The sequence below is a fragment of the Streptomyces sp. NBC_01689 genome (genome assembly GCF_036250675.1).
GTDB lineage: Bacteria > Actinomycetota > Actinomycetes > Streptomycetales > Streptomycetaceae > Streptomyces.
Map to the genome: position 1 here is coordinate 8510307 of NZ_CP109592.1, position 20003 is coordinate 8530309.

Here is a 20003-nt window from a genome sequence, read left to right on the forward strand (position 1 = left end):
CCGGTCCGGACGGCCTCGGCCGCCCGGACCGGCCCCTTTCCCCGGAGGGCTTCATGCACAGCGACCCGACCGACGCCGCTCCGCCGCAGCCCGCCGCGACCGACACCCCGGACCGGCCCCCCGCACGACCGGTTCCCCCCACCCCGGACGCCACCGGTCCGGACGACGGCGACCGGCCCGGACCGGCCCGCCCACCACGGCTGTTGCTCCCGGCCGCGGCGGGACGCTGGGCGGTGTTCCTGGCCCTGGCCGTAGCCGCGAGCACCACCGCGACCCTGCTGCTCCCCGCCCTGCTCGCCCGCGCCGTCAACCAGGCCCTGGCCGGCACCGGATCCGTCACCGGTCGCCAACTCGTCGCGCTGCTCGTTCTGTTGACGGTGGCCGAGGCCGCCGCCCAGTACGCGGCCCCGCGCTCCGGCGCCGACGCGGCGGCCCACATCCGCGCCCTGGCGGTCCGCCGTACGCTGGCCGCCGGTCCCGCCGCCGTCGCCCGTATGCCGGTCGGTGATCTCGTCGCCCGTCTGACCGCCAGCGCCCCGCAGGCCGCCCTGGCCGCGCCCGCCCTGGTCTACTCGGCCGCGCAACTGCTGATGGCCGTCGTCGCGATCGTCGCCCTCACCCTGCTCTCCCCGCTGCTGTCCGTGGCGTTCCTGGCCACCGCGCCCACCGGCTACGCGGTGATCCGACGCCAGCTGCGCCGTACGACCGACGCCGGTGACGGATACCAACGGGCCCAGGCCCGGCTGGCGTCCGGCCTGCTCGACGCGCTCGGCGGCAGCCGCAGCATCGCCGCCTCCGCCACCGTCACCCGGGAGATCGAACGCGTCCTGCGCCCCCTGCCGCAGCTGTCGAGACGGGGGCGCGAATTGTGGGACACCCAGCGGCGCACCGCGTGGTGCACCGGCCTGCTCGCCCCGGCCACGCAGCTCACGGTCCTCGCCGTGGCGGGGACCCAGGTCGCCGCGGGCCGGCTCGGCGTCGGTGATCTGCTGGCCGCCCTCGGCTACACCGGGATCGGCCTCAGCGGCCTCGGCACCGCGCAGAGTCTGCTCGACGTGGCCCAGGCCCGGGCGGGTGCCGCCCGGCTCACCGACGTACTCACCCTGCCACTCCCCGACGCCGTCTCCCGTCCGCTGCCGGCCGGGCCGGGCCGACTGGAGCTGCGGGGCGTCGTCGTACGCCGTCAGGGCGTCGTCGCCCTGGACGGGCTGGACCTGACGGTGCCCGACGGGTCCTGGACCGCCCTCGTGGGCGCGTCCGACTCGGCGACCTCCCTGGTGGCCGCGCTCGCCGTCGGTCTGACCGCACCCGACGAGGGAACCGTCGCCCTCGACGGCGTCCCGCTCACCGCGATCCACCCCGACGACCTGCCCACCGCCGTCGCGTGCGCCTTCGCGGACCCGGTGCTGACCGGTGCCACGGTCCAGGACGCGCTGGGCCTCGGCCCGGAGCCCCCGCCACCGGCGCGGCTGCGCGGGGCGGCGCGCGCCGCTCAGGCCGACACGTTCATCCGCCGTCTCCCGGACGGCTACCGCACCCCGATGTCCTCACTCGTCCTCTCCGGCGGGGAACGCCAGCGCCTCGGTCTGGCCAGAGCGATCGCCCGTGACAGCCGCCTGATCGTCCTCGACGACGCTACCTGCGGCCTCGACGGAGCCACCGAGGCCGCGGCACTGCACGCGCTGCGCGCGGAGACGCGGGGACGCACCGTCCTGCACATCACCCGGCGCGCCACCGTGGCCGCCGCCGCCGACCGGGTCGCCTGGCTCCACGAGGGCCGGGTCCGCACCGTCGCGGCCCATGACGAACTCCTGTCCCTGGCCGCCTACCGCGACGTGCTGGACGGCGGAATCCCCGGCCCGCGCCCGGCTCCGGCGAAGGCGGCCGTCCATGACTGACGACACGACACCGACCGCGCGAGCCGTCTCCCCGCACGGCGGCCGTCGCCCGTCGTCGGTGACCACCCCGGCTCCCGACCGACCGGTCCCCGGAGACCGGTCGTCCCTCGACAACCGGGCGGCCGGGGAGACCCCGCTCCCGGCCACGGGACCGGAGCCGCCGCGACCGGCCCGGGCCGCCGCCGACGTGGTGCGCTCGGTCTTCACCGACAGCAGGCCGGCGGTGCTCAGGCTGCTCGCGTGGACCCTGGTGTCGGCACTCCCGGCCCTGGTGTCCGGCAAGGCGATGGCGCTGGCCGTCGACCGCGGGTTCCTCGACCACCGGCCGGACCGGGCCGCCTGCTGGCTCGCCCTGTTCGCGGGGGCCGCGCTGACCGGCGCGTGGGCGACCCGGCAGACCTACCCCCAACTCGCGCATGTCGTCGAGCCGATGCGCGACCGGCTGGTGCGCCGTCTGGTGTCCGGTCTGCTGCACAGGTCGGTCGCGGCCCGAGGCCGCCCGGACGCGTCAGCCGCCACCGCCGTGGCCCAACTGACCCGTCAGGTCGAGGCCGTTCGCGACGCCACCGCCGGACAGCTGCTCGTCGTCTCGCACTTCGCCCTCACCGCGGTCGCCGTGCTCGCCGGCACCGCACTGCTCGCCCCGGCGGCCACCCCGCTGATCGCCGTCCCGCTGCTGCTCGCACTGGCGGGGTTCGCCGCGACCACCCCGGTCACGATGAGGCGCCAGCGCCGGGCGTTCGCCGCCGACGAGAACCTCGCCCGCCTGTGCGCCGACACCCTGACCGCGCTGCGCGACATCGTCACCTGCGGGGCCCGCCGGCCCGCGGAGGAGGAACTCCTCGCCGCCGTGGCCGCCAGTGCCCGCGCGAACCGTTCGCTCGCGGCCACGGCGGCGCTGCGGCGCGTCCTCGTCGCACTGGGGGCGCATCTGCCGCTCCTGCTCGTCGTCCTGGCGGCCCCCGCCCTGGTCCGCCGGGGGCTGACCCCCGGCGAGGTCATGGGCGTACTGGCCTATCTCACCGGCACGCTGGAACCGGCCCTGCGCCTTCTCGTACAGGGCGTGGGATCGTCCTGGCTGCGTCTCGCCGTCGCCGCCGAGCGCCTCGCCGCCGCCTCCCGGCTTCCGCCCGCCCCCGTCGGGGGAGACGGAGGGGACGGAGGGGACGGAGGGGACGGAGGGGACGGCGAACGGGAACCGGAGTCGGGGCGGGTGCGGCACGGGGAGAAGGACAGTCTCCGGCGGCTGGGGGAGAAGGGCGCCGCCGACGGTTCGGTCCGCCTCCGTGGTGTCTCCTACTCCTACGGAGCCGCCGCGGAACCCGTCTTCGACGCCCTGGACCTCACCCTGCGCGACGGGGAGCACCTGGCCGTCGTCGGGCCCTCCGGGGTCGGCAAGTCCACACTCGCCGACGTCCTGGCGGGCGATGTCCCGCCGGACCGGGGCGACGTCGTGCTCGGCGGCACACCGGCGGACCGGCTCACCCCGCGGGAACTGGCCGACCTGCGCGTCCTGTTGCCGCAGGAGGCGTATGTGTTCGCGGGCGAGCTCGGGGAGAACCTGCGCTGGCTGCGCCCCCGGGCGGCGGAGCGGGACGTCCTGTCCGCCGTACGGGCGGTCGGCGCGGCCACTCTGGTCGATCGACTCGGCGGGCTGGAGGCCACGGTCGATCCGGCCGCGCTGTCCGCGGGGGAGCGTCAGACCATCGCCCTGGTCCGTGCCCATCTCTCGCCGGCCCGGCTGGTGATCCTCGACGAGGCCACCCGCCACCTGGACGCCCAGGCGGAGCTCCGGGTGGAGGAGGCCTTCCGCGGCCGCCCCGGTACGGTCGTCTCGATCACCCACCGGCCCGGTCCGGCACGCCGTGCCGACCGTGTCCTCTTCCTCGACGGGGACCGTGCCCTGGTGGGAACCCACCGCGAACTGCTGGCCACCGCGCCCGGATACCGGGAACTGGTCGGCGGCCATGACGGGGGTCCCGACCCCATGGACTGACCGCGTCGGCCTCGGCGGTCCGGGGACGCCGCCCTCGGGCGACGACGGTCGCCCGCCGTCCGCCCTCCGCCCTCCGCCCTCCGCCGTCCGTCGTCCGTCGTACGGTGCCGGGCGGGCCGGACTCCGGCCCGCCCGGCACCGTACGCTCAGCCGGGACGGAGCATCAGATCACTGACGGTCCCGTCCCGCGACAGGTCCAGCGCGCCCGCCACCACCTGGGCGACGGAGTCCACGGTGAGGCAGGTGGCGGGGTCGTAGGCGATGCCGAGCCGGGCGTGGAGCTCGGCCTGCATCGGTGTGTCGACCTCGCCGGGGTAGACGGACGTCACGCGGACGCCGTGCTCGTACTCCTCCGCGCGGAGCGCCTCGGCGAGTGCCTTGAGGGCGAACTTGGAGGCCGCGTACGCCGCGAGGCCCGGCGGAGCGTGCAGTCCGGCACCGGAGTTGAGGAACACGACATGTCCCCGCCGGGCGCGCAGGGCCGGGAGCAGCAGCCGGGTCAGCTCGGCCGGTGCCAGCAGGTTGACCGCGCAGATCTCCTGCCAGGGTCCGGCGCCCAACTGGCCCACCACGCCGTGTTCCAGAATTCCGGCCACGTGCAGGAGCGAGTCCAACTCGTCGGGCAGTCCCTGGAGTTCGAGTGCGGCCGCCAGTTCGCCGGGCACCGCGAGGTCGGCGACCAGCGTACGGCAGCCGGGGAAGGCCGCACGCAGGTCGGCGGCCCGTCCCGGATCCCTGGCCAGCAGCCACAGCTGGTCCCCGCGCGCCGCCAGCAGCCGGGCCGTCGCCGCCCCGATACCTGAATTCGCGCCGGTCATGAAATGAACGCTCATAAAGCCATGTTTCCCCCAAGTCTCCTTTTCAAGGAGCGATTTCATGCCATGCTCTGAGCCGTTCCGGCCGTGGTCCGATACCTGGACGCGCCGAGGTCCCGACCCCTCTCGGCGGACGGGACCCCGAGCACCCCCGGCCCTTCCCGACCTTCCCCGGCGTTCCGTGCCGGGCCGTCAGCCGGCCGACCGGACCGCTTCGACGAGCGTCTCCGCGGCGAGAAGTCCCAGGTTGTGGGAGGCGAGAGGACTGTCGCCGGTGAGGAGTCCGCGGTCCCGGTGGGTGCGGCCGGTCATGTCGTCGTTGACGATCTCCAGGCCCTGCTCGCTCAGAAGATCGGCGACGAGCCACGGCAGGCGGCCGGGGAGATAGCCGATCTCCAGATTCGGCCCTTCGTCGAGCGCGTCGGGGAAGACGCAGACCGAGTAACCCTTGAACGGAGACTCGTCCTTCCCCAGCGAGGCGGCGAGCAGGGCCGCCGGCCCGTGGCACAGGGTGATGATGAACCGGTCGTGCGCCAGGGCCCAGTCGAGCGTTCGGCCCACCGCCGTGCTCGTCGGCAGTCCGACCACCGCACCGTGCCCGCCCGGGACGAACACGGCCAGGCAGTCGGAGTCCTCCCCGAGGCCGTGGGCGATCACCTCGGACAGTCTCCGGGGCTGCTTGAGCTGCGGCTTCAGTGCCTCGTACGTGCTCATCACCGCTTCGTCCTCGCGTGGCATGGCCCACATTTCGAGCTTCGCCGGGTAGCCCTCCACCGTGGCCACGTCGACGTCGAAGCCCGCTTCCATCAGATGGTGGAGCGGGAGGAGCATCTCCACCGGGTGGTTTCCGGTCGAGAACATCTTCCCGTTCTCCACCAGGACGTAGCGTTCCCCGGCGGCGATCATGAGCACCTTCCACTTTCCCCCGGTGTAGGCGCCCTTGTGCTTCACTCCGTCGAAATTCGTCTTCGGCGACGTGTACGTGCTCAGTGAATAGGGTGAGGGGAAGAATGCGTTCTCCTCCGCCGGATCCGGCGTCGGGTCCCTGCTCAGATCGCCTGCGTCATGAGACATGCGAACGACCTTCTTTCCTGCCCTGCTCGCCAGTGACACGAAGGGGGTGTGCGCTACCGGAGAAAACGGCGTGACGTCGTCGTCGGGGCTGATGCAGATCATGCTACTGCGACCGGACCGACCCGGCAGGTCGTGACCGACGGACGGTCCGGAGCCGAATGCCCGACCGGGCCGAGGGTGATGCCGAAAGGGAAACGAAAGCGGAGCGGAAGTCGACGTCGGAGACGGAATTCGGCCGAGTCGAAATCCGAACCCGGCGGGAGACGCCGCATTTCACATGCCGAAGGGAGCCACGGCCGAGGATTCTTTCCGGTGGTCACCAGCCAGGGCCACGGGCCACCGGTCACGGGTCGCCGGTCAAGGGGCCATCGGTCACGGGGTCAACGGTCACGGGTCACCGGTTCGGCCCTCGGCCGGACCTTTCTCTCCTCGGTCAGGTGACCCTCGGTCAGGCGACCCTCAGCCCGGCGACGCCGCGACCCGTACGCGATCGCTGTCGTCGCCGGTGAGGAACAGGGCCAGTTCCCGCCCTTCCCGGATGACGTCCGCGTGATCGGCGCGGGACAACCGGCGCAGCGGTGCGACGACCACGGTGCCGTCGTCGACGGACCAGGTCGCGGCGGCCCGCCCGTCGACGAGCACGGCCCGTTCACCCGCGACCGACAGACCGCGGTGGGCGTCGTCGACGATCCGGCCGCGGTTGTGGTAGCCGAGGAGCGCGTTGTCGAACGCGGGCAGGAACCGTACCGGGGCGGGGGTGTCGGGGTCGGGGCGGGGCGCACCGGGGAGATCCAGCAGTTCCCGGCCCTGTTCGTCGCGGAAGGCGACCAGTTCCTCGCGGATCGCGGCCACCGCGGCCGGGAGTCCGGCCAGACCGCACCAGGCGCGCACGTCGGCGGAGGCCGCCGGACCGAAGGCTGCCAGATAGCGGCGTACCAGCGCGCGGCCGACCGGATCGGAGCCGTCGGACGCGGGCGGGGCGATCTCCCGGCCCAGCCAGGAGGCGAGCGGGACGTTGCGTACCCCCGCCTTGGTCCGCCACAGTCCGCGCGGCGGCGTCTGCGCCATCGGGACGAGCGCGGCGACCAGCATCTCGCCGAGCGCCCGCGGTCCCGGTTCCGGCCAGCGTCCGGCGAGCGACCGCGCGAGCTCGCTCGTCGACCGGGGCTCGCCGTCGGCCATCACCGCCCGCCCCGCCGCGGCGAGTTCGTCGAGGTCCGTGCCGTCGAGTTCGCGACGGTAGTTCCCGAGGACCCGCTGACGGAGCATGGCGTCGTGGCGGGCCCGCCAGGCCAGGGCGTCGTCGGCGGTGACGAGGTGGACGGTGCGGCGCATCAGATGGGTGCGAACGACCTTCCTCCGGACCAGCAGGTCCGAGAGCGCCGTGGGGTCGAACGCCCGCAGCCGGGACCAGAGCCCGACGAACGGTTCCTGTGGTTCCTGCGCCTGGAGACCGCAGAGATGCGCGACGGCGTCGAGGACCGGTACGTCGGCGCGGTCGAGCAGCAACTGCCGGGCGAGGGTTGCCCGGTTGAGCGCCCGGCTGTCGAGAACGGCCATCGCCGCTCCTTTCGTGTGCGGGTGTGCGGGTGTCCGGTGTGCGGGCGTTCCGTGTCCCGGTGCCGGGCCGCCGGCCACTGCCGGTCGGTCCGGGCGCCGCCGGTCCCCGCACCGACCGGTGGTCGGTCGGTCCAGGAAGCGGCGGCAGGCGGGGAGTCCGGTCAGGTCGACGTCTGTCCGTCGAGCGTCTCGCGCAGGATGTCCGCGTGTCCGGCGTGCTGCGCGGTCTCGGCGATGACGTGCAGCAGCACCCGGCGCACACTGCGCACCGCTCCCGGTTCGTTCCAGGGCGCCTCCGGCAGCGGATGCGCCGCCGACAGGTCGGGGACGGAGGCGACGACCCGTTCGGTCCGCGCGGCGACCTCCTCGTAGCTCCGGAGGACGCCGGCCAGCGTCTCGCCGGGCAGCATCCGGAACTCGTCCTGGCGGTCCACGGCCCACTGCGGGAACTCGCGGGCGGTGCCGGCCGCGAGGTCGGCCCAGGTGACACCCTCGGGCAGGTCGTATCGCATCGCAGAGGGGCCCTCGGCCGCGAATCGCATCCACGCGTCCTCGGTGGACGCGACGTGCTTGATCAGGCCGCCCAGGCACAGCGCGCTGACGGTCGGCCGTTCGCCGGCCTGCTTGTCGTCGAGACCGCGCGTCGTGGCGGTCAGGGCGGAGCGCGCGCTCGCGAGTTCGGCGAGCAGGTCGGCCCGCTCGCCGTCGGGGGCCGCGGAGGGGGTGGTCGTGACGGTCACGGTGATCGGGTCCTTCTGTCGGGTCTCGTTGTCCGGCACGGGCCACACTGCCAGTGGAAGAGGTCAGGTCGTGTCCGCTACTCGATGCACCATGGGTGACATGCCGAAGACCTCCGCGCGACTGCTGACGCTGCTGTCCCTGCTCCAGGCGCGCCGCGACTGGCCCGGGCAGCTGCTGGCCGAACGGCTGGAGGTCAGTCCCCGCACCGTGCGCCGCGACGTCGACCGTCTGCGCGAGCTCGGCTACCCGGTGGCGGCCACGAAGGGGCCCGACGGGGGCTACCGCCTCGGTGCCGGTACGGAGCTGCCGCCGCTGCTGTTCGACGACGACCAGGCCGTCGCGCTCACGGTCGCCCTCCAGACCGTCACCACCACCGGCGCGGGCGTCGGGGAGGCCGCCGCCCGTGCGCTGAACACCGTCCGGCAGGTCATGCCCGCCCGGCTGCGGCATCGCGTGGACGCCCTGCGGGTCACCGCCGTCGAACCCGCGCGCACCGGGCCGGACACCGGGGCCGACGCCCGGGTGCTGGTGGCGCTCGGCGCGGCCGTCCAGGCCCGCGAGGTGCTGCGCTTCGGCTACGCCCGCCCGTCCGCGCCCGAAACCGCCCGGGCGGCCTCCGACACGGCCGGGCCGCGCCGGGCGGAGCCGCACCATCTGGTCACCTGGGGCGGACGCTGCTACCTCGTCGCCTGGGACCTCGACCGCGACGACTGGCGCACCTTCCGCGTCGACCGGATCACCCCGCGCACCCCCACGGGTCCCCGCTTCACCCCGCGTGAACTGCCCGGAGGGGACGTGGCCGCCTTTGTCGCCGACCGCTTCCAGGGCTCCGACGGCACCGGCGGCCGGCCCTGCACCGGCGAGGTGATCCTCGGCCTGCCCGCTTCCGTCGTGTCCACCTACACGCGGGACGGAGCCGTCGAGGAACTCGGCCCCGACCGCTGCCGGCTCGTCCTGGGCGCGTGGTCGTGGCCCGGACTGGCCGCCACCCTCGGCCGGTTCGACACCGACATCCAGGTCGTGGGCCCGGACGAACTCAGGAACGCCTTCGCACTCCTGGCCCGCCGCTGCGCCGCGGCCGCGGCCGGCGAACCCACCGGCCCGGCCGCACCCGTCACCCCCACACCCACCGGCCCCGCCGCCTCCACCTGAGCCGCCGCCCCCACCTGACCCACCGCGGTCACCGGACCTGCCGCATCGGCTCCCCCCACCACCCGCCCCTACCGCCCGCGCACCGGCCCCCCGCTATGTGCTGGGCTCCTCCGGCAGCAGGGCGTCCAGGTCCGCCTCGAACCCCTCCGCGTCCGGGAACATCCGGTCCAGGGTCTCCGGCGGCACGTCCTTCTGTCCCGTGGAGCCGTTCAGCGGCTGTTCGGTCCAGATGCACTTGCCCGTCGGCGTGTAGCGCGTGCCCCAGCGCTGGGAGAGCGCGGTGATCAGCTGCAGGCCGCGCCCCCCTTCGTCGGTGTCGGCCGCGCGACGGATGCGGGGCATCGTGAGGCTGCCGTCGAAGACCTCGCAGATCAGACCGGCGCTGCGCAGCAGACGCAGCCGGAGCGGGCCCTTGGCGTGGCGCACGACGTTGCCCACCAGCTCACTGGCGAGGAGTTCCGTGGTGGGGGTCAGGCCGTCCAGCCCCCAGCTGGTGAGCTGCTCCCGGACGTGCCGCCGGGCCTGGCCGGCCGCCCGCGGGTCCTCGGGGAGGGGCCAGGAGGCCATCTGGTCACCGGTCAGGGCGTGCAGGCGGGCCACGAGCACGGCCGCGTCGTCGGCCGCCTGGTGCTCGGCGGGCAGCAGACCGGCGGTCAGGATGTCGCAGAGGCGGTCGAGATCCGTGTCGGTGCCCTTCCGGTGGACCGTACGGAGAAGTTCGGCGAGCTCCGCCATGCCCTCGTCGATCTCCCGCTTCGCCGACTCGACCAGACCGTCGGTGTAGAGCACGAGCAGACTCCCCTCGGGCACCGGCACCTCGACCGTCTCGAACGGGGGTTCCGCCGCGCCCAGGGGCGGGTCGGTGGAGAGCTCCGGGAAGCGCACGGTGCCGTCGGGATGGACCAGCGCGGGCGGCGGGTGCCCGGCCCGGGCGATGGAGCAGATCTGGGTGGTGGAGTCGTAGAGCGCGTACAGGCAGGTGACGTACGAGCCCTCACCCATGCCGCCGACGATGTCGTTGAGGCGGCTCATGATCTCGTCGGGGGGCAGTTCGAGGTCGGCCAGGGTGTGCACGGCCGTGCGCAGGCGTCCCATGGTGGCCGCCTCGGGAAGCCCGTGGCCCATGACGTCCCCGACGACGAGGGCGACCTGACCGCCGGAGAGCGGGATGACGTCGTACCAGTCGCCGCCCACGTCCATGCCCTGTCCCGCCGGGAGGTAGCGGGCGGCGGCCGTGCAGGCGGGCATGCTGGGCAGGACCTGGGGGAGCAGGCTGCGCTGGAGTTCGCGCGAGCGGGTGTGCTCGGCGTCGTAGAGCCGGGCCCGCTCCAGGGCCTGCGCGACGAGGGCGCTGATGGTGGCCAGCAGGGTGCGCTCCTCGTCGGTGAGGGTGCGCGGGCGGTCGAAGGACAGGACACAGACGCCGAACGTGTGGCCGGACGCCGTCAGCGGGAGGAACGCCCACGACTTCATGTCCGTACGGCCGGCCCGGTGGGCCAGCGCGGGCGCGTGCGCGGTCAGCTCCCCCACCGAGGCCAGGAACAGGGGCCGGCCGGTCGCGATGGCGTCCCAGGCCGGGTCGCCGGGGGCCCGGGGGCGGTTGTCGAGATGGTCGAGGAAGTCGGCCGAGTACCCGACGGCGCCGACGTTGCAGAGCCGGTCGTCCTCGACCGCCTGGACCAGGAGCGCGGAGGCCGCGAACGGGGGCAGCACCCGTCGCGCGACGGCGTCCACCACGTCGCGGGAGGTCGTGGCCTTGGCGAGCGCGGCGGTCAGTTCGGTGATCCGGGCCGACCGCTCGACGGCGGCGCGCTCGGCGGCGACACGTTCCTCCTCCGCCCGCCGTCTCTCGGTGACGTCCGTGAGGTATAGGGTGCGGCCGTCGGGTCCGGGCACGAGGCGCACCTGATAGCGGCGCCCGCTGTCCCGCATGCGCACGTCGAAGCTGGCGGGCTTCTCCTCGGCGGCCGCCCGCCGGCACTGGCTCTCCAGCTCGGGGATCTGCCGTGCGCTGGGCAGGTCCCACAGGACGCGGTCGAACAGCTCCTCCTCGGAGAAGCCCAGCGTGCGCTCGGCCTCCAGGTTGGCGAAGGTGATCCGCCACTCGTCGTCCACCGCGAGGAAGCCGTCGCTCATGTGGCGAAGGGCCCGGCTGAGCGCGTCCCGGGCGGAGCGGGACTCGTCGCTGTTCCAGCCCAGGCCGCCCATCCGGACCGGCTCGCCGTTCTCGTCGTACGTGGCACCGCCGCGGGTCTGGGTCCAGCCCCAGGTGCCGTCCCGTTTGCGCACCCGGTACTCGGCCTCGAACACACCGTGCTCCCGGATCGCCCGCTCCGCCAGCGCGAGGGTCGGCGCCAGGTCGTCGGGGTGGACGATCCGCATCCAGTTCTCGATCCGGCCGGTGAAGTCCGCGGGCAGGGTGCCGTAGAGCTCCAGGGCCTCCTTGTCCCAGATCAGCTCACCGGTGCGGATGTCCCAGTCCCACGCGCCGACGCTCACCTCCTTCAGCGCCTCCCGCAGGCGCTCCCGGTCCGGCTCCGCGTGCGAGGGACGGGAGGGCGGTGGCGCCTGGACCATGCGGTCCTCGGCCCAGGCGACGACGGCCCGGAGAAACTCCCACTGCTCTTCGGTGGGCTCCCCGTCGTCGCCCGTCAGCACGGTCAGGGCACCGATGCCGCGGTCCCTGCCGAACAGCGGGAGGGCGGCCAGACCGGTGCCGGGCCAGACGGCCTCGGCCGCCTCCGTCGCGGGATCGCCGGGCTCGGGCGGAGCGGCGGGCGGCGGGGCGACGGTGAACGGCACCCACACGCCGGTGTCCTGCTGCAGGGCACGGGCCGGGGCGAGCGGGCCCTCCTGGTCGACGATCTCCCAGGTGCGGGTCAGGGCGGGCGGGAGGCCGGCCGTGGACACCATGCGCAGCATGGACATGGGGCCGCGCAGATGGATCGCTCCGCCCAGGGCGCCCAGCTCTCCCAGCGCGTGCTGCAGCGCCAGCCGGAAGATGTCACTCTCCGTGACTCCGGGGGCCACTGTACGCAGCAGAGCCAGCCGTGCGTTCATGCCGGGAACCCTATCGTCCACGTTTCGCCCGAAACCGTGCCTCGCAGGATTCTCACGCCGCGCCGCCCTACGCGCCACCGGAGCCTCAACAGCGGTGAACGCGGAACCAGTTCGTTCCGGGTGCCGAAGCCCCCGGAACGCTGTCGCGGGTGACGGACCGGAGCCGCGTACCTCCCGGCCGCGGGCCCGCTGCCCGCTCCCCGCGGGGGTGCGTTCGGTCGCGCGGGGTCCGTTCCGATAAAGCGGGGGAGGACCGAACCCCGGCGGACAGTGGCATGATCGCGCGGAGCGTGCGACGGTGGCGCGATGACGACGAACGACTACGACCGTGTGCGCCTCGGCATCGAGGCCATGACCGCCTACGTCTCCGGCGACACCCTCATGACGAAGTACATGATGGAACGCGTGGAGTCGGACGGGAACCTCGACCAGGTCGCGGACGGTGTGACGGGGCTGTGCGCCCTGCTGCTGCGCCAACTGGCCGAGATGACGGGGAAGCAGGAGCTGGAGATCCTCCAGGAGATCGCCCGGGGCCTCAACCGCACCGAGCAGCGCGAGCAGTAGCCCCCGCGGCCCCGCGCCGGGAAAGCGAACGGGGCCGGGAACCGGGTCCGTCGTCGGTCAGGTCCCGTCGGCCGCTCCGGGTCCGGGGTGCGGGAGCGCCGGCACCCGTGGAACGGACGGCCTGCCCGGCCTCTCGGGAGGCCGGGCAGGCCGTCCGGAGGGGGCCGGCACACCCTCCCCGCGTCCGATCGCCGGGAAGCCCGTGACGGCCCGCCGCCGGTCGGGCGGCCCGCGACGGCCGGTGGTTCGCCGGTGAGCCCCGGGACGGCCTCGCTCTCATCCGGAAGCCGGGAAGTCGGCTCCGCGCGAGACGGTCTCGTGAGCGCGGATCTCCGCGAGGGCCGCGTCCAGGTGCCCGACCACGGCGTCGTACCCCGCGCCGCCCAGGACCAGCCGACGTGGCGGTTCCTCCTGGTCGAGGGCCTCGACGACGGCGCGGACGGCACGGACCGGATCGCCGGGCTGCTTCCCGTCCTGCGCGACCATGAAGTCCCGTACGGACTCCACGAGCGGCCGGTAGGAGTCCACGGTCTCGGTCACCGGTTCGTCCGCGAAACCGGCGTAGGCCCGGGTGCGGAAGGCGCCCGGCTCCACGGCGAGGACCCGGACGCCCAGCGGCGCCACCTCCTCGCGCAGCACCTCGGTGAGCCCTTCGAGCGCGAACTTGGCGGCCGTGTAGTAGCCGAAGCCGGTGACTCCCCGCAGGCCCGCCACCGAGGACATGTTGACGATCCATCCGCTCCGCCGGGCGCGCATGCCGGGCAGAACGGCACGCAGGACGGCCACGACGGCGAAGAAGTTCAGCTCGAAAGTGCGCCGCACGGCGTCGTCCGTCATGCCCTCGACGGAGCCGTACCAGCCCCGTCCGGCGTTGTTGACCAGGACGTCGATGCCGCCGAAGCGTGCCTCCGCCGCCGCGACGGCCTCCTCGATCCGCCGGGTGTCGGTGACGTCCAGCGGCAGGACCAGCACGCTGTCGCCGTGGGCTCCGGCCCACTCCGCGAGCAGCTCGGGCCTGCGGGCGGTGAGGACGACGTTGTCGCCCCGTTCCAGCGCCGCTTCCGCGTAGGCCATGCCGAATCCGCCGGGGCCGCCCCCGGTGATGAACCAGGTCCTCATGGTTCGTTTCCCTTCGATTCCTTCGTTTTTTCGATACTTCTGCTGGATCCCGTCCGTGCCGTCCGCCGGCGATCCGGAACGCCCGGCGCGGTCGTCCGACGAGGTCACGCCACGCCGCACGGGCGAGCGTTTCGACCTGCGGGCCATGGGCCACGGGCCGCGGGCGGGGACGTGGGGCTCAGGCCTCGATGACGAGCCGCTCGATGAGTCCGTCGCGCAGGGTGAACCGGAAGTGCAGGTCGACGATCCCGCCGGGGAAGTCACCTTCGAGCCGCTGGGTGACCGTGTACTCCCGGTCGGAGGTCTCCTGGACCGCCACGGGCTCGATCGTGTAGCTGTACTCGCCGGCGGTGCGGTCCGTCCACCGCTCGATGGCGTCGATGCCGGTGTGGGTCGTCCCGTCGTCGGTCACCGTGGCGTCGGACGTGAAGTTCGCGATCTCCGCCGCGGTGTCGTGCAGACGGTGGGCCGCCAGATAGCGGGTGACGGCCTGGGGGAGTGCGTCGAGACTGACGGATGCCATGGGCTGTTCCTTAGGGCTGGGGCGGGGATTCGGAGGGAGGGGGCCGTCCTCCGGACAGGGCACACCGCTCCCATGGGCAGTCACTTCTAAATCCAAAGTGACTCACTTCGACTGTAGCAGTAACCACTGCTAAGCTCGGACCTCGTTCGAATCCCGTCGGTGACGGAAGGGAAGGGGGCACTCATGCCGGCCCGCATTCGCCTGGAGGACCGCGAGTGTCCGCTGTCCAGGACCGTCCAGCACGTGGGCGAGTGGTGGACGCTGCTGATCCTGCATGACGCCTTCGACGGCTTCACCAGGTTCGACCAGTTCCAGGAGAACCTCGGCATCTCGTCGAGCATGCTGACGAGCAGGCTCAAGTCCCTGGTGGCCGAAGGTCTCTTCGAGCGACGCCGCTACCAGACCCGCCCCGACCGCTACGAGTACGTCCTCACCGAGTACGGCCGCTCGCTGCGGTCGGTCATCGTCGCGCTCGCCGCGTGGGGGAACTCGCAGCTCGCCGCGGACGAGCGGTCCATGATCCTCGTCGACGCGCGGACGGGCGCCGAGGCCGATCCCGTGGTCGTCGACCGGACGACGGGCCGGCGTGTCGACACGGACGAGTTCGTCTTCACCGCCGGTCCGGCCGCGAGCGACGCCATGCGGACCCGGTACGCGGACACGGCGAACGGCTCCTGACGGTTCCCGCCGCTCACCCCGGCCGTTCCTGCGGGGCCCGCGTCAGGACGGTGCGAGCAGGGTGAACTCCGCGCGGCCGCGGACCGCGCCGTTGACCTGGAGCTCCAGGGCGTGCGCCCCCGGATGGAAGACCCGGGTGGTGATCCTCCTGAAGGAGTGCCGCCGGGTGATCGAGACGCGTTCGCCCGCCCGGAGCGTCCTGGTGGTGAGCTTGAAGACCTTCGGCGCGGTGGCGCCGTTCGCCTTCCGGTAGTGGATCACGTAGTCGATCACCAGCTTGGCCGGCGCGGCCCCCTCGTTGTGGACGTCGAACGCGAAGGTGATCTCGTCGCCCACCGCCACCCGGTCCTCGCCGAGCCGGGGAGCGGAGACGGCGACCTCCGTCGCCGGCTCGAACCCCATCAGGGCCAGCGCACCGGGGTGCCCCTTCTTCACGGTCGTACGCAGCGCGTGCCGTACGACCCGGGGGGTGTGCGCGTCCGGTGCCGCGCTCCACCCGGCGGCGATCTCGACGGCCAGGTCCGGGGCGGCGTGGCTGATGTCGTTCACGTGGTTGGCGACGGACCGCCTCACGTACTCGGACGGATCGCGGTAGAGCGCGTCCAGGAGGGGGCGGGTCAGCTCGGGGCGGTCCAGCAGCCCGGGTACCCGGACCGCCCAGGGCAGCCGGGGCCGTGTCCCCTCGCTCGCCAGGCGCCGGACGTGCTCGTCGGGGTGGCCGGTCCACTCCCGTACGACGCGGAGCGCGCGGATGAGGTCGGCCCGGAGCATCCGGCGGATCGCGAACTCGGCGGTCAGCCGGGGGGTCAGCTCCGCCAGCAGGCGCAGGGCCGCCTCGAAGGAGTCCGGATCGTCGTCGTCGAGCGCACGTGTGACGACCGCCTCCGTCACCGGCCAGATCATCCATCCGGTGAATCCGGGATCGCCGAGCGCCGTGCGGACGACGGTCTGTGTCGCGGCGTACCCCTCGGGCAGATGCGCCGTCAGGACGTCCCGCACCAGGTCGCTGCGTTCGCGCAGGGCGAGTCCGTCGAGCCTCGTCCCGGCCTCGCGGACGGCCCGCGCGTCGCGCGGCCGGCCGGCCCGGTCGAGACAGTCGGCGAGACCGGCCACCGCCGCCGATCCCAGCAGTTCCTCGGCCAGCGGCACGTGACGCTCCCTGTCTCCGCGTACGCGGACCACGCGCTCGGGGGCGGTTCCGCGGGGAGTCCTCGTTGTGGAGTGCGGAGACCGCTCCCCGATCTGTTACTTCTAGATTAGCAGTAACGGATGCACGCGAGCCGGGCCGGTGCGCGCGGGGGCTCCGCGCCCCGGTGCCCCCGAGGACCCGGCCGGCCGGTTCGTCACCGCCCGTGTGGGGCCGCGGTCAGGCGGGCTGCCACAGTTCCACGCGACGGCCCTCGGGGTCGGTGACCCAGCCGAACCGGCCGACCCCCTCCATCTCCTGCGTCTCCTCCGCCACGTCCGCTCCCCCGGCCCGCAGCTGCGCGAGCATCGCGTCGAGGTCGCGGACCCGGAAGTTGAGCATGGTCTGCTGGGCGGGGGAACCGAAGTAGTCGGTCCCGGACTCGAACGTCGCGAAGACCGTCGGCCCGTCCCCCTGACGCCACAGGCCGTGCTCGTCCGCGTCCAGGCCCAGACAGTCGCGGTACCAGGCGCTCAGGGCCGCCGGGTCCGCGGCCCGCATGAAGTACCCACCGATTCCCAGCACTCGTTCCATGCCGCCATCCTGCCAGGACGCCGGCGTGCCGGGCGGGTCGGCCACCGCGTCCGGCGCCTGCCGCACGTTCTCCTCCCGGCGGTGGGGCAAGCGTTCCTGGCGGACGCGGGGAAGGCGCCGGCGCGGTCGGCGCGGCGCTCCCGGCCAAGGCCCCCGCGAGGAGTTCCCGCCGGTGCCGGTCGCCGGGGTCCCCTCTCCGTGCCCTGCCCCGACGGCCCGCCATTCGAGTGAAGCGCGCGTTGCCCCGATGGAGCAGCGGAGCAGATCAGAGGCCCCACGGGCGATTCCGCCCATTCCGTGGGGACCTTTCGGAGTGGCAGCCTTCCGGGGGACGAATGAGACTGAGGTGCACGATTTCGTGATCACGTGGAAGCGCACGGACTCGTGGCTCGGAATACGGCTCGGTCGGGCCATTCGCCGGAGCGTTGAGGACGCCGGACCGGCCGCCCGCGGCAATCGGGAGCCGAAACGTCTTCTCAGGAGGTCGAATGGTGGAGCAGTCCTCCGAGGTCTTCATAGTCGGAGCGGACGCACCAGCCGCCGTCAGGCCGACCGGCGCACAGCCGACGACGGCGGAGACCGAGACGGGACTCGCCGAGGTGCTGGCGGGCGTCGTGTCCGCCGAACACGTTCCGGTCGACAGCCACTTCTTCGACGACCTCGGCGCCAACTCGCTGGTCATGGCGCAGTTCTGCGCACGGGTCAGGAAGCGGCCGGACCTGCCGTCCGCGTCGATGAAGGACATCTACCGGTACCCCACGATCCGGACCCTGGCGGCGGCCCTCACGGAGGCCCTGCCCGCCATCCCAGACGCGTCGCTCCCCGCCGCGCCGTCGGTGGCCGCGCCCTCGCCGATCCCGGCGCCCCGGCCGAGCACCTCGCGCTACGTCCTGTGCGGCACCGCCCAACTGCTGCTGTTCCTCGGGTACTCCTTCGCCACCGGACTGGGCGCCGCCCGCGGCTACGAATGGATCGCCGCAGGTTCGGGCCTCGCCGACGTCTACACGCGCTCGGTCCTCTTCGGAGGCCTCGGATTCGTCACTCTGTGCGGATTTCCCGTCGTCGCCAAATGGATTCTGGTCGGACGCTGGAAAGCGTGTGAATTCCCCGTCTGGAGCCTGGCCTATCTGCGTTTCTGGCTCGTCAAGGTACTGCTCCACGCCAATCCGATGATCTTCTTCGTCGGCAATCCCCTGTACGTGCTGTATCTGCGCGCCCTCGGCGCGCGGATCGGCGCCGAGGTCACGATCCTCTCCCGGTCGGTCCCCGTCTGCACCGACCTGCTCACGATCGGCTCCGGGTCGGTCGTCCGCAAGGACTCGTTCTTCCTCTGCTACCGGGCGCACGCGGGCCGGATCCAGACCGGTCCGGTCACCCTCGGCCGGGACGTGTTCGTGGGCGAGAAGACCGTCCTCGACATCGACACGGCGATGGGCGACGGCGCCCAGCTCGGACACTCCTCGGCCCTCCACCCCGGCCAGGCCGTCCCGGCCGGTGAGCGACGGCACGGCTCCCCGGCGGAACCCACGCCGATCGACCACGTACGGGTCGGGCCGGCGGCCTGCGGGACGCCGCGCCGCGCCTGGTTCGGGATCGCCACCCTGCTCCAGCTGTTCCTCCTCTACCTCCCGCTGGCCGTCGGCGGGACGTACATGGTCTTCACGCAGGTTCCGGCGCTCGGCCGACGGCTGGAGGCGGCCACCCCCGCGCTCACGTCGTCGGACTTCCTGATCGACTCGCTGATCCTGTCCCTCGTGCTGTTCCTCGGCTTCGTGGTCCTGGGTCTCGTCGCCCTGTTCACCGTGCCACGGCTGCTGAACCTCGTCGTCGAACCCGACCGGGTCTATCCGCTGTACGGCTTCCACTACGCGCTCCACCGGGCGATGACGACGATGACGAACCTCAGGTTCTTCGCCTGGCTCTTCGGCGACAGCTCGTACGTCGTGCCCTATCTGCGCGGCCTCGGCTACGACCTGTCGGAGGTCGAGCAGACCGGGTCGAACTTCGGCTCGGAGGTGCAGCACGAGACGCCGTTCCTGGTGAGCGTCGGAAGCGGGACGATGATCGCGGACGGCCTCTCGGTCGTCAACGCGGACTACTCGAGCACGTCCTTCCGGGTCTCCCGGGCGACGATCGGGCCGCGCAACTTCCTCGGCAACAACATCGCCTATCCCGCCGGAGGCCGGACGGGGGAGAACTGCCTCCTCGCCACGAAGGTGATGGTCCCCCTGGACGGCGAGATCCGTACGGGGGTCGGGCTGCTCGGCTCACCGTGCTTCGAGATCCCCCGCTCGGTGGAGCGCGACTCGCGCTTCGACCACCTCAGGACCGGTGCGGAACTCAAGCGCAGCCTCGCCGCGAAGAACCGCTACAACCTCCGCTCGATGGCGCTCTTCCTGTTCCTGCGCTGGCTGCACACCCTGGTGCTCACGGCGTTCGCGCTCGCCACCGCCGGACTGTACGGAGCACTCGGGCAGGTCGTGATCGGCGCGTACGTGGCGGTCACGCTGACGTTCACCGCCCTGTACTTCGTCCTCGTGGAGCGCTGCGTCGCCCGGTTCCGTCCGCTGAGCCCGCGGCTGTGCTCCATCTACGACCCGTACTTCTGGTGGCACGAGCGCCTGTGGAAGGTGCCGGACCACTACCTCGACATCTTCAACGGGACGCCCTTCAAGAGCCTGATCTGGCGGATGCTGGGCGTCCGCATCGGCCGCCGGGTCTTCGACGACGGCTGCTATCTGACGGAGCGGACGCTCGCCGCGATCGGCGACGACTGCACCCTCAGCGCCGGCAGCAAGATCCAGTGCCACTCGCAGGAGGACGGCACCTTCAAGTCCGACCGGACCACCCTCGGTGCCGGCTGCACCCTCGGGGTCGGCGCCCATGTGCACTACGGCGTGACGATGGGCGACGGCGCCGTGCTGGCACCCGACTCCTTCCTCATGAAGGGCGAGGAGGTCCCCTCCCGGGCGCACTGGGGAGGAAACCCCGCCGTGGAGACCGCCGCCGCCCCGGCGGCCCCCGACAGGACCGACGCGACGGCGGCAGCGGGAACGTGCCCGGCCGGCGACACCGCGGCCACGGCGAGTTGAGGAAGGCCATT

At 73.1% G+C, this 20003-nt stretch carries 15 protein-coding genes; 6 read left to right on the forward strand and 9 right to left on the reverse strand.

Annotated elements, in window-relative coordinates; translation table 11 throughout:
- Nucleotides 1-53: 53 nt before the first annotated feature.
- Both OG776_RS36510 and OG776_RS36515 read left to right on the forward strand, forming a co-directional pair.
- Nucleotides 54-1898: an ATP-binding cassette domain-containing protein gene (locus OG776_RS36510; RefSeq protein WP_261995014.1), complete on the forward strand. Its 1845-nt coding sequence runs from the start codon at nt 54-56 to the stop codon at nt 1896-1898.
- Entirely contained in the window at nt 1891-3894 is a 2004-nt protein-coding gene (locus OG776_RS36515; protein WP_329323201.1) for an ABC transporter ATP-binding protein, read from the forward strand. The genes OG776_RS36510 and OG776_RS36515 overlap by 8 nt, the downstream gene beginning before the upstream one ends.
- Before the next feature lie 146 nt (nt 3895-4040).
- Here OG776_RS36515 and OG776_RS36520 read toward each other — a convergent pair whose 3' ends face one another.
- The 4 genes from OG776_RS36520 to OG776_RS36535 form a co-directional block, all read right to left on the reverse strand.
- Nucleotides 4041-4727 carry an SDR family oxidoreductase gene (locus OG776_RS36520; protein WP_148014645.1) on the reverse strand — a complete coding sequence of 229 codons (687 nt, stop codon included), beginning with the start codon at nt 4725-4727 and terminating at the stop codon, nt 4041-4043.
- 174 nt (nt 4728-4901) lie between these two features.
- Entirely contained in the window at nt 4902-5783 is an 882-nt protein-coding gene (gene hchA / locus OG776_RS36525; RefSeq protein WP_329323204.1) for a glyoxalase III HchA, read from the reverse strand.
- 459 nt (nt 5784-6242) lie between these two features.
- Nucleotides 6243-7343 (reverse strand): winged helix DNA-binding domain-containing protein, encoded by a 1101-nt coding sequence (locus OG776_RS36530; RefSeq protein WP_329323206.1) that lies wholly within the window; start codon nt 7341-7343, stop codon nt 6243-6245.
- Between the two features lie 161 nt (nt 7344-7504).
- Nucleotides 7505-8083 (reverse strand): DinB family protein, encoded by a 579-nt coding sequence (locus OG776_RS36535; RefSeq protein ID WP_148012220.1) that lies wholly within the window; start codon nt 8081-8083, stop codon nt 7505-7507.
- A gap of 100 nt (nt 8084-8183) precedes the next feature.
- Between OG776_RS36535 and OG776_RS36540 the strand changes: the two genes are divergently transcribed.
- A complete protein-coding gene (locus tag OG776_RS36540) occupies nt 8184-9236 on the forward strand; it encodes a helix-turn-helix transcriptional regulator (RefSeq protein ID WP_329323209.1) in 1053 nt (350 codons plus the stop codon).
- Between the two features lie 93 nt (nt 9237-9329).
- On the opposite strand, the gene OG776_RS36545 is transcribed toward OG776_RS36540, so the two are convergent.
- A complete protein-coding gene (locus tag OG776_RS36545) occupies nt 9330-12296 on the reverse strand; it encodes a SpoIIE family protein phosphatase (RefSeq protein WP_329323210.1) in 2967 nt (988 codons plus the stop codon).
- A 306-nt stretch (nt 12297-12602) separates the two neighbouring features.
- On the opposite strand from OG776_RS36545, the gene OG776_RS36550 reads away from it, so the two are divergent.
- Complete coding sequence (locus OG776_RS36550) at nt 12603-12860, forward strand: hypothetical protein (RefSeq protein ID WP_148007270.1); 258 nt, start codon at nt 12603-12605, stop codon at nt 12858-12860.
- Between the two features lie 276 nt (nt 12861-13136).
- On the opposite strand, the gene OG776_RS36555 is transcribed toward OG776_RS36550, so the two are convergent.
- Together OG776_RS36555 and OG776_RS36560 are read right to left on the reverse strand one after the other, a co-directional pair.
- A complete protein-coding gene (locus tag OG776_RS36555) occupies nt 13137-13979 on the reverse strand; it encodes an oxidoreductase (protein WP_148007269.1) in 843 nt (280 codons plus the stop codon).
- Between the two features lie 178 nt (nt 13980-14157).
- Complete coding sequence (locus OG776_RS36560) at nt 14158-14502, reverse strand: nuclear transport factor 2 family protein (RefSeq protein WP_148007268.1); 345 nt, start codon at nt 14500-14502, stop codon at nt 14158-14160.
- A 183-nt stretch (nt 14503-14685) separates the two neighbouring features.
- On the opposite strand from OG776_RS36560, the gene OG776_RS36565 reads away from it, so the two are divergent.
- A complete protein-coding gene (locus OG776_RS36565) occupies nt 14686-15180 on the forward strand; it encodes a winged helix-turn-helix transcriptional regulator (protein WP_148007267.1) in 495 nt (164 codons plus the stop codon).
- A 42-nt stretch (nt 15181-15222) separates the two neighbouring features.
- On the opposite strand, the gene OG776_RS36570 is transcribed toward OG776_RS36565, so the two are convergent.
- Complete coding sequence (locus tag OG776_RS36570; protein WP_329323213.1) at nt 15223-16329, reverse strand: DNA alkylation repair protein; 1107 nt, start codon at nt 16327-16329, stop codon at nt 15223-15225.
- 217 nt (nt 16330-16546) lie between these two features.
- On the reverse strand, nt 16547-16900 hold the full coding sequence (locus OG776_RS36575; RefSeq protein WP_148007265.1) for a VOC family protein: 354 nt from the start codon (nt 16898-16900) through the stop codon (nt 16547-16549).
- Between the two features lie 488 nt (nt 16901-17388).
- On the opposite strand from OG776_RS36575, the gene OG776_RS36580 reads away from it, so the two are divergent.
- Nucleotides 17389-19992 carry a Pls/PosA family non-ribosomal peptide synthetase gene (locus tag OG776_RS36580; RefSeq protein WP_148007264.1) on the forward strand — a complete coding sequence of 868 codons (2604 nt, stop codon included), beginning with the start codon at nt 17389-17391 and terminating at the stop codon, nt 19990-19992.
- Nucleotides 19993-20003: the final 11 nt, after the last annotated feature.

What these genes read in the sequence shown, in the direction of transcription:
- OG776_RS36510 (WP_261995014.1), top strand. Translation starts at nt 54, where the DNA reads ATGCACAGCGACCCGACCGACGCCGCTCCGCCGCAGCCCGCCGCGACC.
- OG776_RS36515 (WP_329323201.1), top strand. Translation starts at nt 1,891, where the DNA reads ATGACTGACGACACGACACCGACCGCGCGAGCCGTCTCCCCGCACGGC.
- OG776_RS36520 (WP_148014645.1), bottom strand. Translation starts at nt 4,727, where the DNA reads ATGAGCGTTCATTTCATGACCGGCGCGAATTCAGGTATCGGGGCGGCG.
- hchA (WP_329323204.1), bottom strand. Translation starts at nt 5,783, where the DNA reads ATGTCTCATGACGCAGGCGATCTGAGCAGGGACCCGACGCCGGATCCG.
- OG776_RS36530 (WP_329323206.1), bottom strand. Translation starts at nt 7,343, where the DNA reads ATGGCCGTTCTCGACAGCCGGGCGCTCAACCGGGCAACCCTCGCCCGG.
- OG776_RS36540 (WP_329323209.1), top strand. Translation starts at nt 8,184, where the DNA reads ATGCCGAAGACCTCCGCGCGACTGCTGACGCTGCTGTCCCTGCTCCAG.
- OG776_RS36545 (WP_329323210.1), bottom strand. Translation starts at nt 12,296, where the DNA reads ATGAACGCACGGCTGGCTCTGCTGCGTACAGTGGCCCCCGGAGTCACG.
- OG776_RS36550 (WP_148007270.1), top strand. Translation starts at nt 12,603, where the DNA reads ATGACGACGAACGACTACGACCGTGTGCGCCTCGGCATCGAGGCCATG.
- OG776_RS36555 (WP_148007269.1), bottom strand. Translation starts at nt 13,979, where the DNA reads ATGAGGACCTGGTTCATCACCGGGGGCGGCCCCGGCGGATTCGGCATG.
- OG776_RS36560 (WP_148007268.1), bottom strand. Translation starts at nt 14,502, where the DNA reads ATGGCATCCGTCAGTCTCGACGCACTCCCCCAGGCCGTCACCCGCTAT.
- OG776_RS36565 (WP_148007267.1), top strand. Translation starts at nt 14,686, where the DNA reads ATGCCGGCCCGCATTCGCCTGGAGGACCGCGAGTGTCCGCTGTCCAGG.
- OG776_RS36575 (WP_148007265.1), bottom strand. Translation starts at nt 16,900, where the DNA reads ATGGAACGAGTGCTGGGAATCGGTGGGTACTTCATGCGGGCCGCGGAC.
- OG776_RS36580 (WP_148007264.1), top strand. Translation starts at nt 17,389, where the DNA reads ATGGTGGAGCAGTCCTCCGAGGTCTTCATAGTCGGAGCGGACGCACCA.